The following is a 23,466-nucleotide window of genomic DNA, read 5'->3' on the forward strand; positions in this document are numbered from 1 at the left end:
GAGCGTTTTCGAGCGAAGTGGGTACCGGTTCGCGTGAAGAAAACGCGTCAAAGCAAAGAATCTAGAGCTTCGGTTCTAATTCCATCAGAACCGAAGCTCTAGGTCGAGCCGGAATCGGAGCCGGAGCCATCGCCGGACCCTGAACCAGAGTCATTGCCGCCGTTACCAGTGCTCGGGCGGATCACTCGCTTGATCTGGTCGGTTGTATAGGTCTGGCCACCGATCGAGAGCAGCGGCGGCGTGGCGGTCAGGTCGACCGAATCGACCACGCCCTGGACTTCGGTCGAGATTGCGACGTTGTTGCCGGACGAGTCCTTGCCCGTCGCGGTCAGCGTGTAGCTGCCTGGCGGCCATTGCCTGCCGTCATTGCCCTTGCCATCCCAGACGAAACTGGAGCCGCCCGTCTTCAGCGAAAAATTGCCGGAATAGGCGGTCTGGCCGGTCGAGTCGCTGATCGTGATGGTGGCGTTGGTTTCCTTCGGCGCATTGATGTTCCAGGTCGCCGAGACGTTGAAATTCGCCTTGCTGCCGTCGACCGCAACGGTGTTGCCGACATAGATCAGCGCCTGCGTCGACTGCGCGCTCTTCTCCAGGGCGACGATCGAGCTCAACTGGTCGTTCATCTTGAGCTGCTGCTCGACGCCGGCGAACTGCACGAGTTGCGCGGTGAACTGGTTGGTGTCGAGCGGATCGAGCGGGTTCTGATTCTGCAATTGCGTCGTCAGCAGCGTCAGGAAGGTCTGGAAGTTGTCGGCGATGCCCTTCGTCTGGGTTGACGCCGTGTTGTTGCCCGAGGCCGTTCCGGTCCCGGGTGCCGATACCACCGGCGACGGCATCGATACGTCAGTTGCCATGGTGCGCTCCTTCTAGACCCTTATATCGACGCCGCCGCTCGCGCCGAGCATGCGGCCATAGCTGCGGCCGGCGACGGTCGCCGGCACGCTGTCTTCGCTGACGATCAGGCGATGTGCATTGGGATTGGACTGGTTGCCGCCGTTCTGCCCCGACGACGACTGGTCGCGCAGGCTGAACTGTAATCCGCTATTGCCGGTCGAGAGGCCGGCATTGTCCAGCGCGCGCTGCAGTTGGTTGGCGTCCTGGCGCAACATCTGCAGCGTTTCCGGCCGCTCGACGGTCAGATGCGACGTCACCTGGCCATGGTTGTCGACATGGATGCGCACATCGATGCGCCCAAGCTCGGGCGGATCGAGCCGGATTTCGTGGCCGAGGCCGCGATCTCCAGTGCGAGGCCGCTGACCGGCACCGCATTGCCATGGGTTGTTGCCGCGGTCACGGTCAGTTGCGCATTGGCCGACGGCGTCGTGGGCGTGGATGGCATCTGCGGCTGGATCATGGCGGCCGCCTGCGCAGCGTTGTCGGATGCAGCGGCCAGCGTTTGCGCGGGGTTCGCGGCGCCCGACTCCACATGGCTTGCGGCGTGCGCAGCCGGCGTCAGCGCGGAATGGCCTGAGGCGTCCGCCTTCACCGCGTCAACAAAGGCGTGCTCGGCTTTCTGCTTGCCGGCGGCCGCTTCTGGCGGGGCGATATCCGGGACAATGCCAGTCGGCGCTTCGGCCGGCGCGGAGTCTGTTGCGTTGTCTTGCGCGCCTGACGTGGGGATGGCGTCCTTCGCGGTCAGCGTCGGCTTTGACTGGGTTGTGGCCTTTGCCTGCGGCGTCGGCGAGAGGGCGGCTGCAGACAGCGCGATGCCGGTCGCGGTGCCGCCAACTGCCTCCGCGCTATCGGAAACGGCGGCTACCGCTTTGGCGTCCGTCTGAGCCTCGGCCTGGGCATTGGCTTGGGCATCGGTCTTGACCGCGTCGGCCGCTGCGGGAGCCGTACCGGCGACCGAGGCCACAGCCGCGATTGCCGCGGCCGCCGTCGCGAGCGGAGCGGTAGCCGGGTCCGAGACCGGCGGTGTTGCGGGCGCTGCATTGGCGGGGCTGGCGACGACTGCGGAAGCCGTCGCGGCAATCACCGTGGTTGCAGCGGTGCCGTCGTCCTGCTTGGATTCATCACCGTCCTTGGCATCATCCTTGGCCGGGGCATCGTCCTTCGGTTTCGACGACTTTGCCGAATCGGATTTTGGCGTGTCGGACTTCGAGTCAGCGTGATCGGGCTTGTCGGTCCGACCGCTGGAGCCGGCGTCGTTGCGCGCATCGACATCATTTCGCTCAGGGCGGTCAGGGCCGGCGCCGTCATCGCGCGACCTCGTGTTCGCCGCCGAAGCGGGATCATCGTTCCGGCGCGCCGATGCCGGCGGAGGACGGGAACTGTCGTCGGGCCGATCGTCGCGGGCCGCCGTGTTGCTGTCGACCAGCGCGGCAAAACTGTCATTTCCGGGCGCGGGGCCGGAATCGGGCCGCGCCGACCTCGGCGAATTGGCCTGAAACGACATGCCTGCCAATGCTTCTTGCGCGACCTTGACCACAACCGACCCTCGGGATGGAACTTCAGTTCCCCATCAGCAAGGAGCGGGCCAGCGAGTCCTCGAAAAAATACCATTATATTACAGTATCTTACGAGGAGGGTGCCGGATTTGGAGCAATGTCGCGGCGGTTCGCTTTTTGCCCGGCGGCAAGATTTGCCGTCTATATCTCTTCCAAGGACGGCTGATTGCTTCGCGGCGATACGGCCTATATTAAAGGGTGGCTCTTCCTGCGCCCCGACGAGGCAAATCAGCCCTTTTCGGCGATGCTCCAAAGCCTTCTGGGCAAAGTCCGCTTTTAACGCTGGTCGCGGGGGCAACGGCTGCTCGCGATAGAAATCGATGACCTCTTCCATGCGCAACAGTCTCGATCTCGAAGGCCGTCCCGAGGATACGAGGGTCGTGGTCGCCATGTCCGGCGGCGTCGACTCTTCGGTGACGGCTGCGCTCTTGAAGTCGGAAGGCTACGACGTGGTCGGGATCACGCTGCAGCTTTACGACCACGGCGCCGCGACCCATCGCAAGGGCGCCTGCTGCGCCGGCCGCGATATCCACGATGCCCGCAATGTCGCCGAGCGGATCGGCATTCCGCATTACGTGCTCGACTACGAGAGTCGTTTCCGCGAATCGGTGATCGACAATTTCGCCGACAGCTACGCGCTCGGCGAGACGCCGGTGCCGTGCATCGAGTGCAACCGCGCGATCAAGTTTCGCGATCTGCTCGCGACCGCGCGCGAGCTCGGTGCCGCCGTGCTCGCGACCGGGCATTATGTCGCCTCGCGGCGCCTCGCCGACGGATCGCGGGCGATGGTGTGTGCCGCCGACGCCGATCGCGACCAGAGCTATTTCCTGTTCGCGACCACGCGCGAGCAGCTCGACTATTTGCGCTTTCCGCTCGGCGACATGACCAAGCCGCAGGTTCGCGAACTCGCGCGCCGCTTCGGTCTCGAGATCGCCGACAAGCAGGACAGCCAGGACATCTGCTTCGTGCCGACCGGCCGCTACACCGACATCATCAGCCGCTTGAAGCCGAACGCGGTTGCGCCCGGCGACATCGTCCATCTCGACGGCAAGGTGATCGGCCAGCACCAGGGCATCGTCCATTTCACCGTGGGCCAGCGCAAGGGGCTGGGGATCGCGACCGGCGCGCCGCTCTATGTCGTGAGGCTCGATGCGGCGAGCCGCCGTGTCGTCGTCGGCCCGCGCGAGGCGCTGCGCATGGATCGCATTCTCTTGCGCGACGTCAACTGGATCGGCGATGGCGCGCTCGATCGCGTCATCGGCGAGGGCATCGAGCTATTCGTGCGCGTGCGCTCGACGCGCGCGCCGCAGCCGGCCTTGCTGCGCAGGACCGATCGGGGCTACGAGGTCGAGCTCGTCGCCGGCGAAGAGGGCGTATCGCCCGGGCAGGCCTGCGTGTTCTACGACACGCCGTCCGGCCAGGCGCGCGTGCTCGGCGGCGGATTCATCAAGAGCGCAGCCGCGAGGAACGTGGCTGCGATGGCGCGGCCTCTCGCCGAGGCCGTGCGCTGACATAAATTCGGGGCAGGGGGATGGCGGCGGATATCGACCGCGAGGGGGTCGAAAAGGCCTATGGGCGCTGGGCGCCGATCTACGATTTCGTGTTCGGCAAGGTGTTCGATCAGGGCCGGCAATCGACGATCGCGGAAGCCGACCGGATCGGCGGCCGTGTGCTCGATGTCGGCGTCGGCACCGGGCTGTCGCTGGCGGACTATTCGCGGAGCACCAGACTTTGCGGCGTTGATATTTCCGAGCCGATGCTGCGGCGGGCGCAGCAGCGCGTGCGCGCGCTGGGCCTGACCAATGTCGAGACGCTGGCGGTGATGGACGCCAAGAACCTCGCGTTCCCGGATTCATTCTTCGACGCGGTGGTAGCGCAATATGTCATCACGGCGGTGCCGGATCCCGAGGCGACGCTGGATGATTTCATCCGCGTGCTGAAGCCTGGCGGCGAGCTGATCCTGGTCAACCACATCGGCGCCGAAAGCGGGCCGCGGCGCCTGTTCGAACTGGCATTTGCGCCGCTTGCCCGAAGGCTCGGCTGGCGGCCGGAATTTCCATGGGCGCGGCTCGCCAACTGGGCCAGGAAACACGGCGGCGTCACCCTTGCCGAGCGGCGCCCGATGCCGCCGATGGGGCATTTTTCGCTGATCCGCTTCCGCAAATCGTGAATGAGCTCTTGGCTGGTGCGGAACCTCCGCGCGCGCCCGCCGTTTTCTTTGCATGCGGATGAACCAGTCACTTCTCTTTTTCGGTGTGCTGATGGCGGTGTCGGGTGCGGCGGTCGCACAGGCCCCGCCTGCGCCGACGACACCCCCGGCGCAGACCGCGCCGCCCCAGCCGCCACGCGGCGAGAATTGTACGCCGATGCAACGTCCGGCGAACCCCAACGCCACGCCGGATACCACCACCGGCCAGCGATCCGAGCCGCTCGGCGACAAGCTTGCGCGTTCCGACGGCGTCTTGTGCCCGCCCGCGGGGGTCGACCCGGAAATGCACGCGCCGGCCCCGGACGGCGGCAATACACCGGTGATCCCGCCACCCGGCAGCCCCGGCGGCGATCCCTCCGTCCGGCCCAAATAGCCCCCGTTTCGCAGCACCTTGGCAGGGGACTTGGCCGACAGCCTGCTTTGCTTGACAGGCCGTCCGCCCACTCCTTATATGCCGCGCATTCGCGCCGCGGCATTTCCATGCCGCAACGGCGTCGCCGTGGCGGGGTAGCTCAGCTGGTTAGAGCACGGGAATCATAATCCTGGGGTCGGGGGTTCGAGTCCCTCCCCCGCTACCACTTGTCCCCCCCCCACCCGAACGTTTCAGCAACGGTCCCGGCAACGTCAATTCCGACAAGGATGCCTTGATCTCGATTGCGAATTCGTCGGTCCCCGGCGGCGCATGAACGATGACGGCTTGGACCAGCTGGCGCAGCGTTGCGACGAGCTCGGGCTCGTCGAGTTCCGCAGCCTCTGCGGCGACCTCGGCCAGGCGCTTGATATCGGCGAGATAGCGCTCGATCGCCGCCGGGTGGACGGTAACGATCTCGGAAGCGGCCGCGATCTGTGCGAGTTCGGCCTTGACGCGCTTGCGTTCGGCCGCGAGCTCATTGACCTTCGGGTTGTAGGTGTCGAAATCCGCGCCCTTCGCAATGTTCGTGATCAGGCGATCGATCTCGCGGTCGAGCTCGCCGTTGCGGCGCTGCAGATGCTTCTCGCGATCGCCACTCTCCTTGGCCAAGCGCCGGCGCTCGGAGTTGTAGGTGCGGACATATTCGGCGATTGCCTCGGGATTGGCGAGCTCCTCGCGCAAGCCTTCAAACACCAGAGTCTCGATCGCCGGCCGCGAAACCTTGCGGCCATTGCTGCAGACGCCGCTCTCGCGGAATGCCGAGCACTGCATGCGGTGAGGCTTCCCCTCCCTCTGCGCGCCGATCGCCGACATACCGGCGCCGCAGCATCCACAGCGTAGCAGGCCTGATAAGGGCCGGACAGCCTTGCGCGATTGCGAGGCGCCCTGGTGACTGCGGCCAGCCTTGATCACCTGGGCGGCCTTGAACATCGCGTCTTCAACGATCGCCAAGTGCGGCGCGTCGACGCTGCGATATTGGTCTTTGCGGTTCGGGCGTGGCACGCGCTTTCCGGTGGCAGGATCCTTGATCATGCGGACCTTGTTCCAGACGATGCGACCCGCATAGAGCTCGTTGATCAGCATACCATGGCCGCGTGCGGCATTGCCGTTGATCGTCGACGCATTCCAATTGTTGCCGCGGGGCGGTTTGACACCGTCGGCATTGAGGCCCGCGGCGATCTCGCGCGGCGTCTTGCCTTCGACAAACTCACAGAAGATTCTCCGCACGATCTCGGCTTCGGCCTGATCGATCTCGAGCTCGCCTGGTTTGCCTGCGATCGCCCGATAGCCGTAGGCGCGGCCCCCGGCGTGGCGGCCGTCGCGGATCACGCTCTCGAGGCCGCGGCGGGTGTGGACGACCAGGTTCTCGAGAAACATCTCGCCCATGAGCGCGCGCAGGGCGCCATCGAGCTTGCCCACCTTGCCGCTCGCCGTGTGGATCGCAATGCCGAGGAAGTCGAGCCGCTTGCGTGCGGTATGCCAATCGCCCTGGTCGCGCGAAATGCGATCGACGTCCTCGGCGACGATGACATCGAAGCGGCGCGCTTCGGCTGCTCGCATCAAGTCCTGGAAGCCGGGACGATTGACGGTCGAGGCGCCGGAGATCTCGCGATCGCAGAAGGTCAGCACGACCGTAAAGCCTTCGCGGGCGCAGAGCTCGCGGCAGGACGCGATCTGATCGTCGACAGATCTATCGTTCTGCCGATCGGACGAGAAGCGGGCGTAAATGGCTGCGCGGATCATTTGCGGTTGCCTCCAGCTCGGCCCGGCGGACGAGCTCGGCCGCATGATCCTGCCTTGCGTGCAGTAATGCAAGGGCGTGCGCAACGGCCAAAGCGGCGGCGCCAGGCCTTTCCGCGGATAGCTTGCGCGGCGAGTTGGTCATCGGGAGCCGGGCTCCTGCTCGATCATTTCGACATTGAGCGGTGCCGTGAGGCTTTCGTTGGCGAGCGCCGCGGTGTCGCCGACGACGTGGCGGATGATGGTCTCGCAGTTGGCGCGGCGGATCGAGGAGACAGCACGTTCCTGCAGCTCGCGATCAAGGATGGCGGCTACGATGGCGAACACCGTCACCTCATCATCTCCATGTTTGCGGCGCCCAGCATGTGTTGCTCCTCGATCAGTGCTTCGCCCGCGAGCTCTGCAAACGTCGCCATAGCCGTGGCACACGCTCTTGTGCTGTCAGGCAAATGCCGGAAGCGTTGATCATCCCGAGCATCATGCTCAGGCGAGGCCAAAATTGAATGAGCACTATGAGCTCATCGTACGATTGGACGCGACAGCGAAGGAAAAGGAGGGCAGCTTGCCGGTCGCGTCTGCAACCCGCGTATTTGGGGCGAAGTCTATCGCGCCCAAACGAGTCCCTGTCTCGCGATTGGTTTAGTTATCATCGGACGGCACTCGAAGCTGCGCCCAGACCGTCATGAGCGGGAGGATATCGATCGGATCCGTTGATTTTGCTGCGTTTTCGTTCGGATTTGACGACTTTCGTCTCGTTCTGTTGCAGTTGTTTCTGGTGCGAAACTGTTGCGGTGCCCTCGGAAGACTGAAAGGGCAGGCCTTGTGAAGTTGTTGCTCGATCTTGCAGCCAAGCTTGGCGAATATCCGGGGCATTGAATAAGCCCACGTGCAACTCGTCGTCAAACCGTAATATTTGCCGTCTAGTTGCCTGTGATTTTCCGATTTCCGGCGGCTGGTCCGGCGTGACGAACGACAGATGTTGCAAAGGTTAGGCGATAAGTTCGCGATCTCGAATGTTCGTCCTGCAGTGATCGCAGCATGGATGTTGCTTCCCGCGTTGAGCGTCGTGCATGCCGCCGAAGAGCGCTTCGCACGTGAGGTCGGGGGGACTGCCGATTCGGCGCATTTCGACATACCCCCTCAGCCGCTCGAAGAGGCATTGATGTCCTACGCGGCCGTAACGGGCGTTGAAGTGTTTGTCGACCACGCACTGGCCGCTGGCCAGAAATCGGCACCGGTGCAGGGTGTGTACACCTTCGAGGAAGCATTGCGTGCCTTGCTGCGGCCGACCGGGCTGTACATCCGACGTGCGGCCGATCAGGGCTACACGCTGGTTGCTCCTGCGGCCCAGGAACCGCCGATTGGCCGGATACCGAAATGGTCTGCCGATCCGGTACGCAATCACTTCTTCGCAGCGCTTCAGACTGCGCTGAAGCGCGCCTTGTGTGGATCGCCTGACACGGCTCCCGGACAATACCGTGCCGCGCTCGCGATATGGATCGGACCTGCCGGCGACATCGTGAACGCTCGCGTTCTCGGGGCGGATGCCGAGGACCAGGCCGCATCGAATCTCGCCGCACGGATCGGCCGCGTCTCGGTAGGAGAAGCTCCGCCACCCGGTCTTGAGCAACCGGTGACCTTTGTCATATTGCCGAGGTCGCCGGAACATACAAGAGATTGCCAGTCGCAAGGTGCGGCAAGAGAATGAGGCGAACCGGTCCGACGATGGGGGCTCTGCAATCCAGACGTCCGGGTGCATCCGACTCCTTTGAATGACAAACTCATCCCGTTCTTCGCTCCGGCAGTTGCTGGTTGCCGGCTACACCGAACTTAGGCGTCGCCTTGTGCGCCGTCTCGGCTCGGAGGAACTCGCAAGCGAGGCGCTGCATGAGGCCTATCTGCGGCTGGATGGGAGGGACGGAACGCTATTTTTGCGGCCACATGACTATATCGTCCGTGTGGCGTTGAATATTGCCCATGACAAGCGTCGGTCCGAAGATCGCCGCTTGAGCTACTCCGAAGTTGACGCTCTATATCACTATGCCGACGCCGCCATCGACGCTGAACAGGAGATGGAGGCTCGTGCTGAATTCGCCGCCCTCGTTCGCGCCTTTGAGGCGCTCACACCGCGCCAGCGGGCGATCCTGATCGGCGTGCGCGTCGATGGAACACCTCATGCCGAACTCGCCACGCGCTTTGGCATCTCGGAACGGATGGTCGACAAGGACCTGCGGCGCGCACTGGAATATTGCGCCGATCAGCTTGAAAGAACCCTGATCACGCGGTTCGGTTCGTATCCTCCCAAGTCGTCTAGTGAGTAGGAGGCATGTCACAAGGCGTCATGGGAAACGTGGGCAATCCGTCAGACAACCGACAATCGCAGCCGGCCAATCCAGAGCGGCTGCAGCGGGAAGCCATGGCCTGGCTGTCGCTGCTGTCATCGGGGACCGCGACGCAAGCTGACGCCGACGCATTCAAGGAGTGGTGCCGACAGGATCCGTCGAACGCCAGGGCCTATGCCAAAGCGGCACGGGTCTGGGACAGGCTTGGCGAAGTTGCCGCGCAGGCGAAGCGGCCACATATTGCGCGTCCTGCGGCGACTTCAACGCCGGTTCTCGCGCGGCGGGCGTTCCTGGGAGGTGCGGTCGCGGCATCAGCCGCATGCGCAACCTACGTCGCCGTCCATCCTCCGCTCGGTCTTTGGCCTTCATTGGCGGAGCTGAGAGCTGACGTTCGAACCGCGCCCGGTGAGCGGCGCCGGCTCAACGTCGCCGAGGGCGTCTCGGTCGACCTCAATACGCGGAGCAGCTTGGCACTGGCCGGTGGAAGCGATGCGGGGATTGAACTGATCAAAGGCGAGGCGATCATCGCGGCCGCGCCGAAAGCGGACAAATCCTGCACCGTCGTTGCAGGCGGAGGACGTATCGTGGCCGCCCGCGCAAAGTTCGACGTGCGTCACGACGCCGACGATCGCGTGGCGGTGATTTGTCTGGATGGCCGCGTCAAGGTCGAACGTGAGGAGCAGGCTATCGTTCTCGAGCCGAACCAGAAAGTGATCTACGACCGGTTCGGCATCGGCGCGACGGAACGTGTCGATCCCGTAACGGCCATTGCCTGGCAGGAAGGGCGGCTCGTGTTTCGCAAGGCACCTTTGTCGGATGTCATTTCCGAAGTCAACCGCTACCGGTCCGGGAGGATCGTTCTGATGAACCGCCATCTCGGAGAGCGCCTGATCGACGCGAGCTTTCAGCTGAATCGGCTGGAGAACGTGCTCGTTTATCTTCAGCAGGCCTTTGCGGTTGCCGTCAGGCAGTTGCCCGGTGGTCTCGTTCTGGTCGGATGATCTTTCGTTCCAGAGCCGCCTCAAGAAAATTTGTTTCACCCCGGTTCGAAAAATTTCTCCGTCCCGGTTCTGATGGCGGCCTGCCCAGTCGTCAACGGATAGGGAGCTGTTCGGCCGGTCGCGGTCCGGCCTGCTCTTCGATCTTAAGATCGTCGCAGATGCGACGTCGGGGTCAATTGCATATCGCTGACGGAAGGTCAGAGCTGCGCGCGCTCGCAGCGACGGCGGACGTCTTGCGAAAGGGGAGCTAGAATGCAGGTTCATCGTCATGGCAGCCGCCCGCGCCGCGTCTGTTCGCCAGACCCGCAACTCCCTCCGCTGGTCACGTCGCGCCGCGTCGTGCGCAGGGCGCTGCTCGCCGGAACCAGCGCGTTGGCGCTTGCGCTGACAGGTGTCGAGGGGGCCGTCGCACGTCCGCTCGGCGCCGGTTCGGTGAGTGCGCCGCTGACGGCGGTCAACCATGCGGTCGCGAACGCGCAGCAGGCGGTACAAGCGGCGCGGCAGGCGCAGCAATCGCTCAACCGGGCGACGCAGGCGTTGCAGGCGATCCGGAGCCTGCAGGATGCGGCGCGGGCGACGGCGCAGGGCGTGCCGCATGCCGCTGGGCTGAACCTCAATGTGCCGAACGGGCTCACGCCCGGCGGCCTGATGCCGGACATGGCCGCGGGCTGGAGCGGCGCCAATGCGCCGACCGAGGCTGCAAGCGGCGGTCAGACCGTGGTTGGCATCCAGCAGACCGCGCCGCGGGCGATTTTGAACTGGCAGACGTTCAATGTCGGCGCGCAGACCACGGTCAACTTCAACCAGCAGGGCAATTCCGACTGGGTGGCGCTGAACCGGATCATGGCGAGCGGGGCGCCGAGCCAGATCCTAGGCGCGATCAAGGCGGACGGGCAGGTCTATCTGATCAATCCGAACGGCATCATCTTCGGCGGCGGAAGCCAGATCAATGTCGGCGCGTTGATCGCCTCGACCGCGAAGATCACGAACGACCAGTTCCTGCGCGGCATCTATTCGACCCAGGCCGGCTCCACCTGGACGCCAAGTTTCACCGATGCGGCTGCGCTGCTCGGCAACGGCACCAGTGGCGGTGTCGTCAGCGTCGAGGCAGGCGCGCAGATTGCGACCCATGCGCCGGCTTCTGTCACCTCTGGCGGCGGGTTCGTGCTCTTGATGGGCGGGCAGGTCGTCAATGCCGGCGCGATCACCACGCCGAACGGCCAGACCCAGCTCGCCGCGGGCGATGATTTCGTGCTGCGGCGTGCCTACGGAACGGACGCCAACCAGTACTCGACGACGCGCGGCAACGAGATCGCGCCGCTGTTTCGTGGTGGCAGCCTCGCCGGGCTGGTCCGCAATGACGGCATGGTCTTCAGCGCGCAGGGCGACATCACGCTGGCCGGCCGCACGATCGAGCAGAACGGCGCGCTGGTCGCCTCGACCTCGGTCAACACCCGCGGCACCATCCATCTGTTGAACTCGGTGACCGACACGCGCGGCAGCGTGACGCTCGGCGCGGGCAGCGTCACCACCGTCATCCCCGAGCTCGAAAGTGACGAGGCCGCGCTCAACAGCCAGCGCGACGCGCTGATCGCAGCTTCAGCCACCGCGAACCAGCAGCGCAGCCTGTCGGTGACCGGCCCGTTCGACAATCTCTCCCTGCTCGCCGACCGTCTGGATCAGTCGCGCATCGAGATCGTGACCGGCGGCAATGTGATCTTCAAGGGTGGCGCCTCGCAACAAGCCGGATCGCTGACCATGGCGCAGGGCGGCCAGGTGGCGGTGTCGGCCGGCGGACGCATCTTCACCGAAAGCGGGGCGACGATCGATGTCTCCGGCGTGCGCGACGTGTCGCTGGCGATGTCGGCCAACAACCTCATGGTCAACATCCAGGGCAATGAGCTCCGCGACTCCCCGCAGAACCGCGACAATGGTGCGCTCAAGAACGCCGACGTCTGGGTCGATATCCGCGACCTGATCCATGTGCCGTCGGGCACCGGTGGCTACGAGGGCGATCGCTACTACACACCGGGCGGCCTGCTCGAGGTCGGCGGCTATCTCGCCAACACCCCGCACAAGATCGGCGAATGGAGTGCGGTCGGCGGCGCCATCACGCTGTCGGCGCCGGAAGTGGTCGCGCAGGGTGGGTCGGTGTTCGACATCTCCGGCGGCGCGGTCCGCTACGAGGCCGGCTACATCCGCACCACGAACTTCCTCGGACCGGACGGCCGGCTCTACAACATCAACGATGCCCGCGCCGACATGACCTTCTATGGCCTTGGCCAGGGCTTTATCCGCAAGCATGAGCGCTGGAACGTCACCGAAGTCTGGACCAGCCCCTTCGGCAAGGGCCGCGAGAGCGTGCGCTGGGAGGAGGGCTACACGGTCGGCCGCGATGCGGGCCGGCTGATCCTGTCGACGCCGACCGCAATCTTCGAAGGGGACATCCTGGCCGATGTCGTCCAGGGCGAACGGCAGTCGAGCGCACGGCCGGATGGCATCACCGACGGTTACAAGCTGACGCAGAACACCATCGCGCGGGCAGGCACGCTGGCGCTTGGTCAATACACCGCTGTAGGGCTCACCAACCTCTACACGACCGATGTCCGCATCGGAGATATCGCAGGTGTCACCGCTGCCCTCGCAAGTGCAGACGCCTTGCCCGATGGTCGCGCCAACACCGCCTGGTTCGATGCCGATTATCTCAATGCGCAGGGGCTCGGGGGCCTCGAACTCGGCACCCGCGGCGCCATCGCCATCGACGCGCCACTGACCCTCGCCAATGGTGGCAGCGTTAAGCTCATCGCGCCGGTGATCGATATCAAGGCTGATGTCACCGCGCGATCGGGCAGCGTCAACGCCACGAATCTGTTTACGGCGGCGGGCCCCAGCGGTTCCCAGGTGGCGCTCGTAGTAAACGGTGGCGCGACGGTCGCCTTGCGCGATGGCGCCGTCATCGATGTGCGCGGCGCCTGGACCAATGCGGTGGCGGACGCCGACGATCGTAACGGACTGGCCTTTCGCGATGGCGGCAGCGTGTCGCTGCAATCGACGCGTGACGTAACCATCGAGGAAGGCGCGCAGATCGATGCATCGTCAGGGGCGTCCATCGAGGTCAAGAGCGGTTTCAAGGGCGGCAAAGGCGGCAATGTCAGCCTGCTGGCCGATGCGCTGGGCGCCGGCAACGGTCGCCTGACGCTCAATGGTGCAGTCCGTGGCTACGGCGCCGCCGGCGGGGGACGAATCCGGACCGACCATTATCATCGGCGGGACGCCCGACGCAGCCGTTCTCAATCTCGACAGCACGCTGTTTCGCACCGGCTTCGCGCAATACGATGTGATCGGCCACAAGGGTGTCACCGTCGCCGGTGGTGCGGCGATCGACGTCATGATGCCGAGCTATCGCATGGGGGCAGGCGCCTATGCCGTCGCGACGGGCGGCGATCCATCGACCGCGCTCGAACTCTGGACCGCACCCCTCTATCTGCCGAACGCCGCAGGCGATCGCCTCGTCCAGCGTACTGGCGCGGGCCTGCTGCTGCAGGCCGGTACCAATGCATCAGGTGTCGCCGACATGGCGAGCGTCGGCCTCACTGTTGCGCGCGATGCGGCCATCACTGTCGATCCCGGCCAGGCGATCAAGCTGCAGAGCATCGGCCAGCTCACCGTCGACGGCACACTGAATGCGTGGGGCGGTAACATCACGCTGGCTTCGGTGGTGGCTGGCGGCACTGACGGACAGAACGCCAATGCCGCCGGCCATGGCCGCTCGATCTGGCTCGGCGATCACGCGGTGCTTGACGTTGCCGCACGTGCGGTAACGGCTTTGGACCTCAAGGGGCGGCGCTACGGCATCGTCGCCAATGGCGGCAGCATCACCATCGGCGGTGTGATCGACCACACGACCGGTCTGGCGACCGGACCCGATCTGTTCGTCGTCGTACGCGAAGGGGCGCGCCTCGATGCATCGGGGACGCAGGCCACACTGGATATCTCGGGGCAGGGCGCGACCGATGTCGCCAGCAATGGCGGCAGCATCTCGCTGACCTCCAACAATGGCCTGTATCTCGATGGCTCGTTCACGGCGAAAGCCGGTAGTGCCACTGCTGCTGGCGGTACGCTGTCGGTGGGGCTGCTATCGCCGGACTATCCCCGCGCGACTGCAAGTGCGGGCGTGTTGCTTCCGCGCGAATTGATCGTCGCGCAGGATCGCGGCGGGAGTGCTCTGCAGTGGCTCGACAATCCGGCGGCGGCTTCGTCATCCCTGATCTACGGACGCGCGCGTCTGTCGGTGTCGCAGATCGCAAGCGGCGGCTTCGACAATCTCGCGCTGCTCGGCAGTAATGTCAGCTTCGCCGGCGACACCGATCTCACCCTGCGCCAGAGCCTGCAGATCTATACCACCGGCTTGTCGCTGACTGCGGACGCCTCGCTGATGTCGCGGGTTCACCTTGCATCGTCCTATCTGCGTTTGGCGAGCTACTTCCCGGCCGGTCGTGACGGCTACGTCCAGCCGCTCGGCCTGACCTATCCCTCGTCATTGCCGGGCAAGGCGACATTCACAGCCGACGCCGATCTGATCGACGTGCGCGGACTTGTCAGCTTCGGCGCACGGGGACAGAGCGGCGCGATGGTGCCGGTGTTCGACAAGGTGACGCTGACGAGCCGCGGCGATCTGCGCTTCCTGGCCTTCGGCACGCCATCGAATAATGGCCAGCCGACGACCAGTCTGGATAGCCCGGGCGACATGACGTTGCTGGCGGCGCAACTCTATCCGACCACGGGCGCCGTCGCGGGCGCGAGCGCGGGCGGCATCAACGGACGGCTCGATCCGCTGCGCAGCCTGATCATCGGCCGCTCCACCACCGAAATGCCGGCGCTGCCTTATTCGGCATTCGGATCGCTGCGTCTCGTGTCTGCGCATGTCGTGCAGGGCGGCGTGGTACGTGCGCCGCTCGGCCATCTCGAATTCGGCCAGAACAGCACGGGCCTGCAAACCACCAGCGTCGATTTCCTCGCCGGCAGTCTCACCTCGGTGAGCGGCGCCGGTCTCGTGATGCCCTATGGCGGCACCATCGACGGCCAGATATGGAACTACGCCGGCAGCGCGGTGACCTTCATCGGCGTCGGTGGCAGCAGGGCCAACGGCACACTGGCCAGCGGCGTCTCGCTCAACGCGCAGGCGGTCGATGTGCAGGCGGGCGCCGTGCTCGATCTGTCGGGCGGCGGCACCTTGACGGGCGCGGGTTTCGTGTCCGGTCGCGGCGGTTCGGTCGATGTGTTGCGCTATGCGCTGGCCGACTCCAATCCGGGCTACAGCTACAGCACGCGCGGCAATCAGGTCTACGCGATCATTCCTGGTCATATTTCGGCCTATGCGCCGGTCAGTCCCGATGCCGGCGCCGGCGACCCTGCCATCGGACGTCAGATCACCCTCGATGGCAGCACGCCGGGCCTGCCGGCCGGCACCTATACATTGATGCCCTCGACCTACGCGCTATTGCCCGGCGCGTTCCGGGTTGAACTCACCGCGGCAGATCCGCGTGGTCTCAACGTCGCGGCATCGTTGCCCAATGGCTCCTTCATCGCGTCGGCGCATCTGGGTGTCGCCAATACCGGGATCAGCGACAGTCTTGCTCGCCGGATCATTCTGACGCCAGGAACCGTTGCACGCACGCATTCGCTGTATGACGAAACCAGCTATGCTGATTTCGCCATCGCCGAGGCCGCGCGGCGCGGCATTCCGCGGCCGATGCTGCCGGTGGATGGCAAGGGACTCAAACTCAATCTGATTGCCGGAGCGGGAGCCAATTCGTTGACTTTCGCGGGGACCGGCCTGTTTGCCGCCGCAACCGGCGGCTTCGATGGCTCCGCTTCGATCATCGCCAACAATATCGAAGTGGTAGCGGGCGGACGGCAGGCTACCGCCGGCTTTACCGGTGTCACCATCACGGACGACGCCCTCAATGCCATCGGTGCGTCGCGCCTGACGATCGGTGGCCTCTCTTATGTCGAATACGGCCAGGGCGGCAACTACGTCAGATCGTCCCGAGACACCGCGCAATACATCTATCTGCGTTCTGGCGCGTCACTGTCGGCACCGGAAGTGTTCCTGGTCGCGCAGGATCCGAGCAATCCGGATCTGGGCGATGGCCTCATCAGAATCGAGCAGGGCGCCAGCATCAACACGCTGGCGCGCGGCAATGTCGCCTATGACAGCAATGACGGCTTCATCTATGCCCCGGAAGGCAACCATTTCGTCGCGGTCTCCAATGGCCTGTTGAACGTCGCGCCATCGGCGAACGTCGCCCGTGGCGGCATCGATATCGGCAATTGCGTGCTCTCGACCTGCAGCGGCGATACGACGCTATATTCGAAGGGCACCATCGTGCTGTCGACCACCGGCAAATTCGAGCTCAGCAACGCCGTGCGTTACGGCACGCGCAACCTGTCGCTGGCGGTTGGCGGCATCAATGTCGGTAGCGCGCAGTCACTGGCCGACGCCGCACGCGGCATTCTGCCGACCGGCCTGATCCTGAACCAGAGCGTTCTCAACCGGCTGATCGCGGGCGATACCAGCACCGGCGCACCGGCACTGGAGTCGCTGATCCTCAGCGCCGCCGGCAGCATGAACTTCTTCGGCGATGTCGCGCTCGATACCTACGATCCGGTCACCGGCCAATCCACGCTGGACCGCCTGGTGCTGACCACGCCGGCGATCTACGGCTACGGCAATGCCGGCACGCTCGCCAGCATCCGCACCAAAAATCTGGTGTTCCGCGGCTCGACGAACCAGGCAAGCGCGGTGGTGGCCAGCGGTGCCGGCACCGGCAGCGGCGCGCTGAACCTGCAGGCCGAAGTGATGGAATTCGGTTTCGGTCCGTTCACGCAGCCCAGCAACGTCAAATCCTACGACCGGCTCATGCTGGGCTTCGCCAACGTCACGCTCAGCGCCAGTGATCGCATCACCGCCAATCACAAGGGCAGCCTAGCCGTTTATCAGTCGCAAGACGCCTATACGCCCGACACCGGCTACGCCTATAGCGGCGGCAATCTGAACATCGTCACGCCGCTATTCACCGGCGCGGCGGGCTCGGTGAACAGCATCGTCGCCGGCGGCGCCGTATCGGTCACTTCGCCGGGCGGTGCATCGCCGGGCGCGGTCACCGTCGATGCCGGCGCGCTCGGCGCGCAGCTTTCGCTGTCCGGCAGCAATATCGTGCTGGCGAGTTCGGTGGTGCTGCCGAGCGGCAAGCTGACGCTCAGTGCAACCAACGACATCACGCTGACCGATGCCGCGCGGATCGACATGGCCGGCCGCACCATCGTCTTCAACGATATCGCCAAGAGCAGTTGGGGCGGCGACATCATCCTCGAAAGCAGCAACGGCAACATCCGGCAGGCGGCGGGTTCGAGCATCGACCTCTCGGCGAAGTTCAATGCCGCCGGCACGCTCAGCGCGGTGGCGCTGAATGCCGCCGCAGGCACGGTCGATCTGCAGGGCAGCATCCTCGGCGGCAGCTCCGGCTATTTCGATGCCGGCGGCACCGATATGCCCTACAAGGCGGCGAGCGTGGAGATCCGCGCCCAGCATCTCGGCGGGGCGGGCTCGCTCAGCGACCAGTTCGCGGCGCTGAACCAGCGGCTGAATGCCGGTCAGGTGTTGGGCGGTCGCAGCTTCCAGCTCAAGCAGGGCGACCTCGTCATCGGCGACGGCCTGCAAGCCGGCAATGTCGACGTCTCGCTCGACAATGGCCAACTCACGGTCATCGGCACCGTCGACGCCAGCGGTGCGCGCGTCGGATCGATTTACCTTGCCGCACGCAATGGCCTCACCCTGGCCGGCGGCGCGGTGCTCGATGCTCATGGCGAGATCTTGCGCGTCGACAGCTACGGCAAGATCATCGACGGCCCGAACCGCGCCATCGTCGATCTCTCGTCCGGCAATGGCGTGCTGACGCTGGCCGCCGGCGCGCGCATCGATCTGCGTCACGGCACGGCTGCATCGTTTGGAAATGCAGCCGGCCAAAACGACGGCATCGCCCGCGGCACGCTCGAATTGAATGCGCCTCGCATCGGCAGCAGCGGCAATATCACCGATGCCGACGCGGCGACCTATGGCGATATCGCCATCAATGCGAGCGGTCCGGTCACGATCCAGGGCGCACGCTCTATCGCGGTGAATGCGATGCAGCGTTACACCGATGCGCCTGATGGCACCGACGCTGCGGTGACCGGACGTCCGTATCAGGTCATCACTCAAGGCTGGCTCGACGGCAAACATGCCGAAGCCACGCTATTCATCGACGCCGCTTTGGGCCGGGCACCGGTGATGAGCGGCAAGCTCGGCGGTCTCAACAACACCACCTATCGCAACGCCTTCCATCTGCGGCCCGGCATCGAAGTCGCCAGCAAGACGGCGGATGGCGATCTCGTCGTGCAGGGCGATCTCGACCTGTCCGGCTATCGCTATAACGGCGTCAATCCGAACTTCGTGCGCAGCGGTGTCTATGGCTCCGGCGAGATCGGCACGCTGCGGCTGCGCGCGGGCGGCGATCTCAGCATCTATGGCAGCATCAATGACGGCTTCGCGCCGCCGCCGGCCACCCAGGACGACAAGGGCTGGGTATTGCTGCCTGGCATCGACTTCACCGGCGGCGACATCGTCGTGCCCGGCGTCGGCGTGACGCTGGCGGACGGCACCGCATTCCCGGGCGGCGCGACGCTGAACTACGATTTGCCGATCAAGGGCGCAGGTTTTGCGGCCGGAGCGCGTTTGCCGGCTTCGGCGAAGCTGAGCCAGGCGGTGACCGTTCCGGCTGGCACGGTACTGGCCGCTGCCGTGCGCGACGGCGCAGGAAACATCTTGTTCGCCGCGGGCACGTTGCTAAGCGAAGCCAAAACGCTGCCGATCGGCACGCAGCTCGATGCCGGTAGCGTGATGCCCGTTTCGTTTGCCGTGTCGGCTTTCGTCTGGCCGAAGGGTGTTCCGTTGACGGCCCCGATGGCCGGCACCGACCCGAATACCGGTGTGTTCCTGCTCGATGGTAATCTCGCCTTGAAGCCGGGCGCGCTGATCCCGTCCGGCACCAATGTGAAACTGCCGGCCGGTGTCGAGTCCGTGCAGTTGCGGCCGGAAACTGCCGGTCGTCAGGGCGGCATCTGGGCGGTCGCGCCGATGTTGCCGGATGGTTCGCAGTCATGGTCACTGCGTTTCGTCGCCGGCGCCGATCTGGATGCCGCCGATGGCCGCCGCGTGCAGTCGCATCCGGCGCATGGCGATATCCGTCTGGCGGACAGTCACTATGGTTTGTTCGGCAAGCGGCTGCCGGGCGGTGAAATCTGGACGCAGGCCGCGGCCGACGAACTCGGCATGCCCGAATTGGCAGGCCAACTGATGACCGATGAAGACGTTCTGGCAATCGTCGGTTACGAAACGGTTGCGGCCTTGTGTGTCGATCTGGGGTACTGGTGCGGGGCAGGTCCGACCACGACATACGCCCTCACGCCCGGCAGCACGCGTCCGAGCGTGATCCGCACCGGCACCGGCGATCTGCAATTCTTCACTGGCGGCAATCTGCGGATGGACTCGCTCTATGGCGTCTACACCGCAGGCACCTCGTCCGTATCGACTTACGCCGACGATCCATACAATCAGCAGCGTGCGCGCCTGATGGGACGGACCACCGTGCTCGGTGATGAAAACGGGAGCTACGAGAAGCTCGTTGATGGCGGTGCCAACAGTGTCTACCGCGCCTGGTATCCGAATTTCGGCGGCGACCTGACCATCAAGGTCGGCGGCAATCTCACCGGCGACATGATGAACAGCTCCACCGCCATCAATTTGCGGCCGAACCAGGCGGACAATGGTTACGACAGCGCCGACGTCGCCAACTGGCTGTGGCGTCAGGGTAGCAACAATGTCGCGACCGGTGGTCAGGCGCAGCCCGCCGCCTGGTGGATCAATTTCGGCACCTATGTCGGCGCCATGAACGGCAACACACCATATGCCGACAAGATGGTCGGCTTCACCGGCTTCGGCACCCTCGGCGGCGGCAACCTCGCGGTGGATGTGGCTGGCAATGCGGGCCGGCTGTCGACGCTGGCGGCCAGCACGTTCGACAACGGAAACTACAATCCGCGCAGCCAAAGTCTGGTTCTGGCCGTGGGCAGCACCGGTCGCGTCGCGGCCGATGGCAGTATTCAGTTCACCGGCGGCGGCGATCTCAGTCTGCGCGTCGGCGGCGTGTTGAACTCCGTAGGTGGCGACAGCACCGCGCATCTGAACGGCACGATCACCAATCTGCGCGGCCGGGCCGAGGTCAAGACGTCGGATATCGGCGGCATCGACCTGACCTATGGCAACCGCTCGGATATGAACACTCCAAAGGAGACGCGCGCCTACGATCCGTTCACTGCCACGCGCGGCCTGGCGAGCGGCGGTCCGAGCCTGATACCGGGCGATGCCACCTTCAGCTTGTCCACGCTGCGCGATCTCGTGTTGAAGGATGTTGCCGATCCCGGCCGCGTGGCGCTCGTGAACGTCTCGCCGTTCTCGTTCGGCGGCGTCACCGGCAAGGGCTTGACCTGGTTCACGCTGTGGACCGACCGCACTGCCATCGACATGTTCTCTGCCGGCGGCAACCTCACGCCCTATACGAACTATCTCGGGACCAACACGTTCACCGACGATGCCGTCGTTTATCCGTCGATCGTTCGCGCGGTCGCGGCGACCGGCAGCCTGTATTACGGAAAGGCGGCGCGTGACTCGCGGGTGGATGTCAGTCCGATCGAATCCCTGCTGCTCGCGCCGTCACCCCGCAGCGAACTGCAGTTCCTGGCCGGCGACTCGATCTTCGCCGGCGGCTTCACGGTCAGCCAGTCCAGCGCCGCGGCGAGCATGATCGCGACGCCGCAGAATCCCGCTTTCGCGGGCTGGGTGCAGAACGCGTTGCCTAACGTGCCGCAGGCGAGCAACCTGTCCGTATTGGGCAATAAGTCGAACGAAAGCATCTTCCCGCTATTTGCCTTCGGTTCTGCGACGGCTGCAGGGCAGGCTAATGCAGGGTCCGAGCCGGCGCGGTTCTACGCTTTGACCGGCGATATCGTCGGCGTCTCCACGGGCCGGGTGATCAATCACGTCGGCAATGGCGGCTTCTTTCGAGAGCCGGAATATCGCTTCGGCATCGACTGGTATGAGGGCGGAGCTCCGGTGCGGATGATCGCCGGGCGCGATATTGTCAGCAGCGGCGACGTGCCGGGGGTTTATGAAACAGGCGGCATCACCGGCTTCGAGTTCAAGAGCCGCGGCAATCTGTTCGTGCATAAGTCGCCGGACGACGTGTCCATCGTCTCGGCCGGGCGTGACATTCTCTATAGCAACTTCACCGTGGCCGGACCGGGCACGCTGGAAGTCTCCGCCGGCCGTAACCTCCTGATGGAAGACAAGGCGAACATCACCTCGATCGGATCGGTGGTCGCCGGTGACAACCGGCCCGGTGCATCCGTCGCGATGATGGCCGGTGTCGGCACGGCCGGGCCTGATTATGCGAAGCTTGCGGCACTCTATCTCGATCCCGCCAATCTGGCGAAGACGGGCGAGCCGCTCGCCGATCAGCCCGGCAAGGTCGCGAAGACCTATGAAGGCGAACTGGTCGCGTGGCTGAAGGAGCGGGGCGGCTTCAGCGGTTCGGTGGAGGAGGCGCGTGCGGCCTTCGCCGCGCTGCCACCGGAGCAGCAGCGCATCTTCCTGCGCCAGGTGTATTTCGCCGAGCTCCGTGAGGGCGGCCGCGAATACAACAACACGGCCAGCTCGCGTTACGGCTCGTATCAACGCGGCCGTCAGATGATCGCGACGCTGTTCCCGGACCGGGATGCCGCGGGCAATCCGATAGCGCGCAGCGGCGACATCATCATGTTCGGGGGGCAGGGGTACGGACAAATGTCGGCGGCAACATCCAGATGTTCGCTCCGGGCGGCCAGATCGTGGTCGGCGTCGAGGGGCAGGTGCCGCCGGCCTCGGCGGGGGTCATCACTCAGGGCTCCGGCAACATCCAGATGTATTCGAAAGGATCGGTCCTGCTCGGCCTGTCACGCATCATGACGACCTTCGGCGGCGATGTCCTCGCCTGGTCGGCCGAGGGTGACATTAACGCCGGCCGCGGTGCCAAGACGACGATCGTCTACACGCCGCCGAGGCGCGTCTACGCCAATTACGGCAATGTCACGCTGTCGCCGACGGCGCCATCTTCCGGCGCCGGCATTGCCTCGCGTAGCCCGGTCCCGGGCGTTCCCGGCGGCAGCATCGACCTTATCGCTCCCTTGGGCACCATCGATGCGGGCGAAGCGGGCATCCGCTCCGGCGCCGACGTCAACCTCGCGGCGCTGCGGATCGTCAACGCCGCGAACATCCAGGCACAGGGCAATGTCACCGGCGTTCCCACGGTGCAGGCGCCGCCGGTCGCGGCATTGACCAGCAGCAACAACATGACGGCAGCAACGCAGCAGGCTCAGCCGGCCGCGCCCAACAACTCCGATCGGCCCTCGATCATCATGGTCGAATTCCTCGGCTTCGGCGGCGGCGATGGGTTCTCTGGCGACAACGACAGCCAGCGTAAACGGCAGGACGATCAACGATCGGACGCCTCCACGCCACGCCGCAGCGTCGCGTATGATACATCGAGTGCCGTCCAGATCCTGGGATCAGGACAACTCACCGATCAGGAAAGCCGCTATCTGACCTTGAGGGAGCGCCGCGAGTTGCCTGCGCCATAGAATTCCATTCGCAGGTCGACACGGAGGAGGGCAGATCAGCGAGGTTTGCGGCGCGTTTCCCCACCTGGATTCGCAGGAGGTAGCGCCCGTGCGCGTTTTCTTGCGACAAAGTCGCCGAAGCTGCGATCCAATGGAGGCGCCATAGCAAAATCAAATGTGCAGCGGCAGCTTGCCGACCGCTGAGGTATGACGACGGTCAACGAAGCAGTCATTTCTGGTGCGGCGACCTCACGGCCTGGCGAGATGAAGACCCGGTAAGCAATGTGGGGCCACTTTGAAACCGACTCGGTTATCCCTTTGAAATCGTTCGACGCCGCATTTTGAGAACGACTCGATTTTTGACTTTAAGAACGACTCGATTACCCTGTTTTTCGTTTTGAGAACGACTCGATCTCGCAAGTGACTGCGATCGCGAATTATTTGCGATGATTTTTCGCGAAGGAGGGGCTCTCGATATTAAAGGCCTAAAGACCGAACGCCCAATCAGACACGCTTGGTCGCGCTGGCTCCTCCGAAACAACCTGCTCGGCCCAGTTAT

General features: G+C 64.7%; 10 protein-coding genes, 1 tRNA gene and 2 pseudogenes. 9 read left to right on the forward strand and 4 right to left on the reverse strand.

The window, feature by feature from the left end:
* Positions 1 to 98: 98 nt before the first annotated feature.
* Together CWO89_RS19150 and fliK are read right to left on the reverse strand one after the other, a co-directional pair.
* Positions 99 to 854: a flagellar hook assembly protein FlgD gene (locus tag CWO89_RS19150; RefSeq protein WP_130580308.1), complete on the reverse strand. Its 756-nt coding sequence runs from the start codon at positions 852 to 854 to the stop codon at positions 99 to 101.
* Between the two features lie 12 nt (positions 855 to 866).
* A pseudogene (gene fliK, locus CWO89_RS49565) lies at positions 867 to 1,438 on the reverse strand (flagellar hook-length control protein FliK); the annotation flags it as partial.
* Between the two features lie 1,344 nt (positions 1,439 to 2,782).
* Here fliK and mnmA point away from each other — a divergent pair.
* From mnmA to CWO89_RS47945, 5 genes are all read left to right on the forward strand, one after another.
* Positions 2,783 to 3,961, forward strand: a complete 1,179-nt coding sequence (gene mnmA, locus CWO89_RS19160) for a tRNA 2-thiouridine(34) synthase MnmA (protein ID WP_130580316.1) — start codon at positions 2,783 to 2,785, stop codon at positions 3,959 to 3,961.
* 20 nt (positions 3,962 to 3,981) lie between these two features.
* On the forward strand, positions 3,982 to 4,620 hold the full coding sequence (locus tag CWO89_RS19165; protein WP_130580310.1) for a class I SAM-dependent methyltransferase: 639 nt from the start codon (positions 3,982 to 3,984) through the stop codon (positions 4,618 to 4,620).
* Positions 4,621 to 4,672: 52 nt separating this feature from the next.
* Positions 4,673 to 5,032 (forward strand): hypothetical protein, encoded by a 360-nt coding sequence (locus CWO89_RS19170; RefSeq protein WP_130580311.1) that lies wholly within the window; start codon positions 4,673 to 4,675, stop codon positions 5,030 to 5,032.
* Between the two features lie 128 nt (positions 5,033 to 5,160).
* Positions 5,161 to 5,237: transfer RNA gene (locus CWO89_RS19175), tRNA-Met, on the forward strand.
* 119 nt (positions 5,238 to 5,356) lie between these two features.
* The gene (locus CWO89_RS47945; RefSeq protein ID WP_245476384.1) at positions 5,357 to 5,911 is read left to right on the forward strand and encodes a hypothetical protein; all 555 of its coding nucleotides are present in this window, start codon (positions 5,357 to 5,359) and stop codon (positions 5,909 to 5,911) included.
* On the opposite strand, the pseudogene CWO89_RS19180 reads toward CWO89_RS47945, so the two are convergent.
* A pseudogene (locus CWO89_RS19180) lies at positions 5,807 to 6,859 on the reverse strand (recombinase family protein); the annotation flags it as partial. The gene CWO89_RS47945 and the pseudogene CWO89_RS19180 sit on opposite strands and share 105 nt — an antisense overlap.
* A gap of 93 nt (positions 6,860 to 6,952) precedes the next feature.
* On the reverse strand, positions 6,953 to 7,144 hold the full coding sequence (locus CWO89_RS45965) for a hypothetical protein (RefSeq protein WP_165421237.1): 192 nt from the start codon (positions 7,142 to 7,144) through the stop codon (positions 6,953 to 6,955).
* A gap of 643 nt (positions 7,145 to 7,787) precedes the next feature.
* Between CWO89_RS45965 and CWO89_RS19185 the strand changes: the two genes are divergently transcribed.
* From CWO89_RS19185 to CWO89_RS19205, 4 genes are all read left to right on the forward strand, one after another.
* Positions 7,788 to 8,519, forward strand: coding sequence for an STN domain-containing protein (locus CWO89_RS19185; protein WP_130580312.1), 732 nt, complete (start codon positions 7,788 to 7,790; stop codon positions 8,517 to 8,519).
* 97 nt (positions 8,520 to 8,616) lie between these two features.
* A complete protein-coding gene (locus CWO89_RS19190) occupies positions 8,617 to 9,132 on the forward strand; it encodes an RNA polymerase sigma factor (RefSeq protein ID WP_165421238.1) in 516 nt (171 codons plus the stop codon).
* Positions 9,133 to 9,227: 95 nt separating this feature from the next.
* Complete coding sequence (locus tag CWO89_RS19195) at positions 9,228 to 10,154, forward strand: FecR family protein (RefSeq protein ID WP_245476386.1); 927 nt, start codon at positions 9,228 to 9,230, stop codon at positions 10,152 to 10,154.
* Positions 10,155 to 13,368: 3,214 nt separating this feature from the next.
* Positions 13,369 to 22,257 carry a hypothetical protein gene (locus CWO89_RS19205; protein WP_245476385.1) on the forward strand — a complete coding sequence of 2,963 codons (8,889 nt, stop codon included), beginning with the start codon at positions 13,369 to 13,371 and terminating at the stop codon, positions 22,255 to 22,257.
* Positions 22,258 to 23,466 lie beyond the last annotated feature (1,209 nt).

The organism is Bradyrhizobium sp. Leo170 (genome assembly GCF_004296405.1).
Taxonomy (GTDB): domain Bacteria; phylum Pseudomonadota; class Alphaproteobacteria; order Rhizobiales; family Xanthobacteraceae; genus Bradyrhizobium.

Bases quoted from the DNA above. Each gene is read 5' to 3' on its own strand.
- CWO89_RS19150 (WP_130580308.1), bottom strand. From the start codon at position 854: ATGGCAACTGACGTATCGATGCCGTCGCCGGTGGTATCGGCACCCGGG.
- CWO89_RS19170 (WP_130580311.1), top strand. From the start codon at position 4,673: ATGCGGATGAACCAGTCACTTCTCTTTTTCGGTGTGCTGATGGCGGTG.
- CWO89_RS19165 (WP_130580310.1), top strand. From the start codon at position 3,982: ATGGCGGCGGATATCGACCGCGAGGGGGTCGAAAAGGCCTATGGGCGC.
- mnmA (WP_130580316.1), top strand. From the start codon at position 2,783: ATGCGCAACAGTCTCGATCTCGAAGGCCGTCCCGAGGATACGAGGGTC.
- CWO89_RS19195 (WP_245476386.1), top strand. From the start codon at position 9,228: ATGGCCTGGCTGTCGCTGCTGTCATCGGGGACCGCGACGCAAGCTGAC.
- CWO89_RS19185 (WP_130580312.1), top strand. From the start codon at position 7,788: ATGTTGCAAAGGTTAGGCGATAAGTTCGCGATCTCGAATGTTCGTCCT.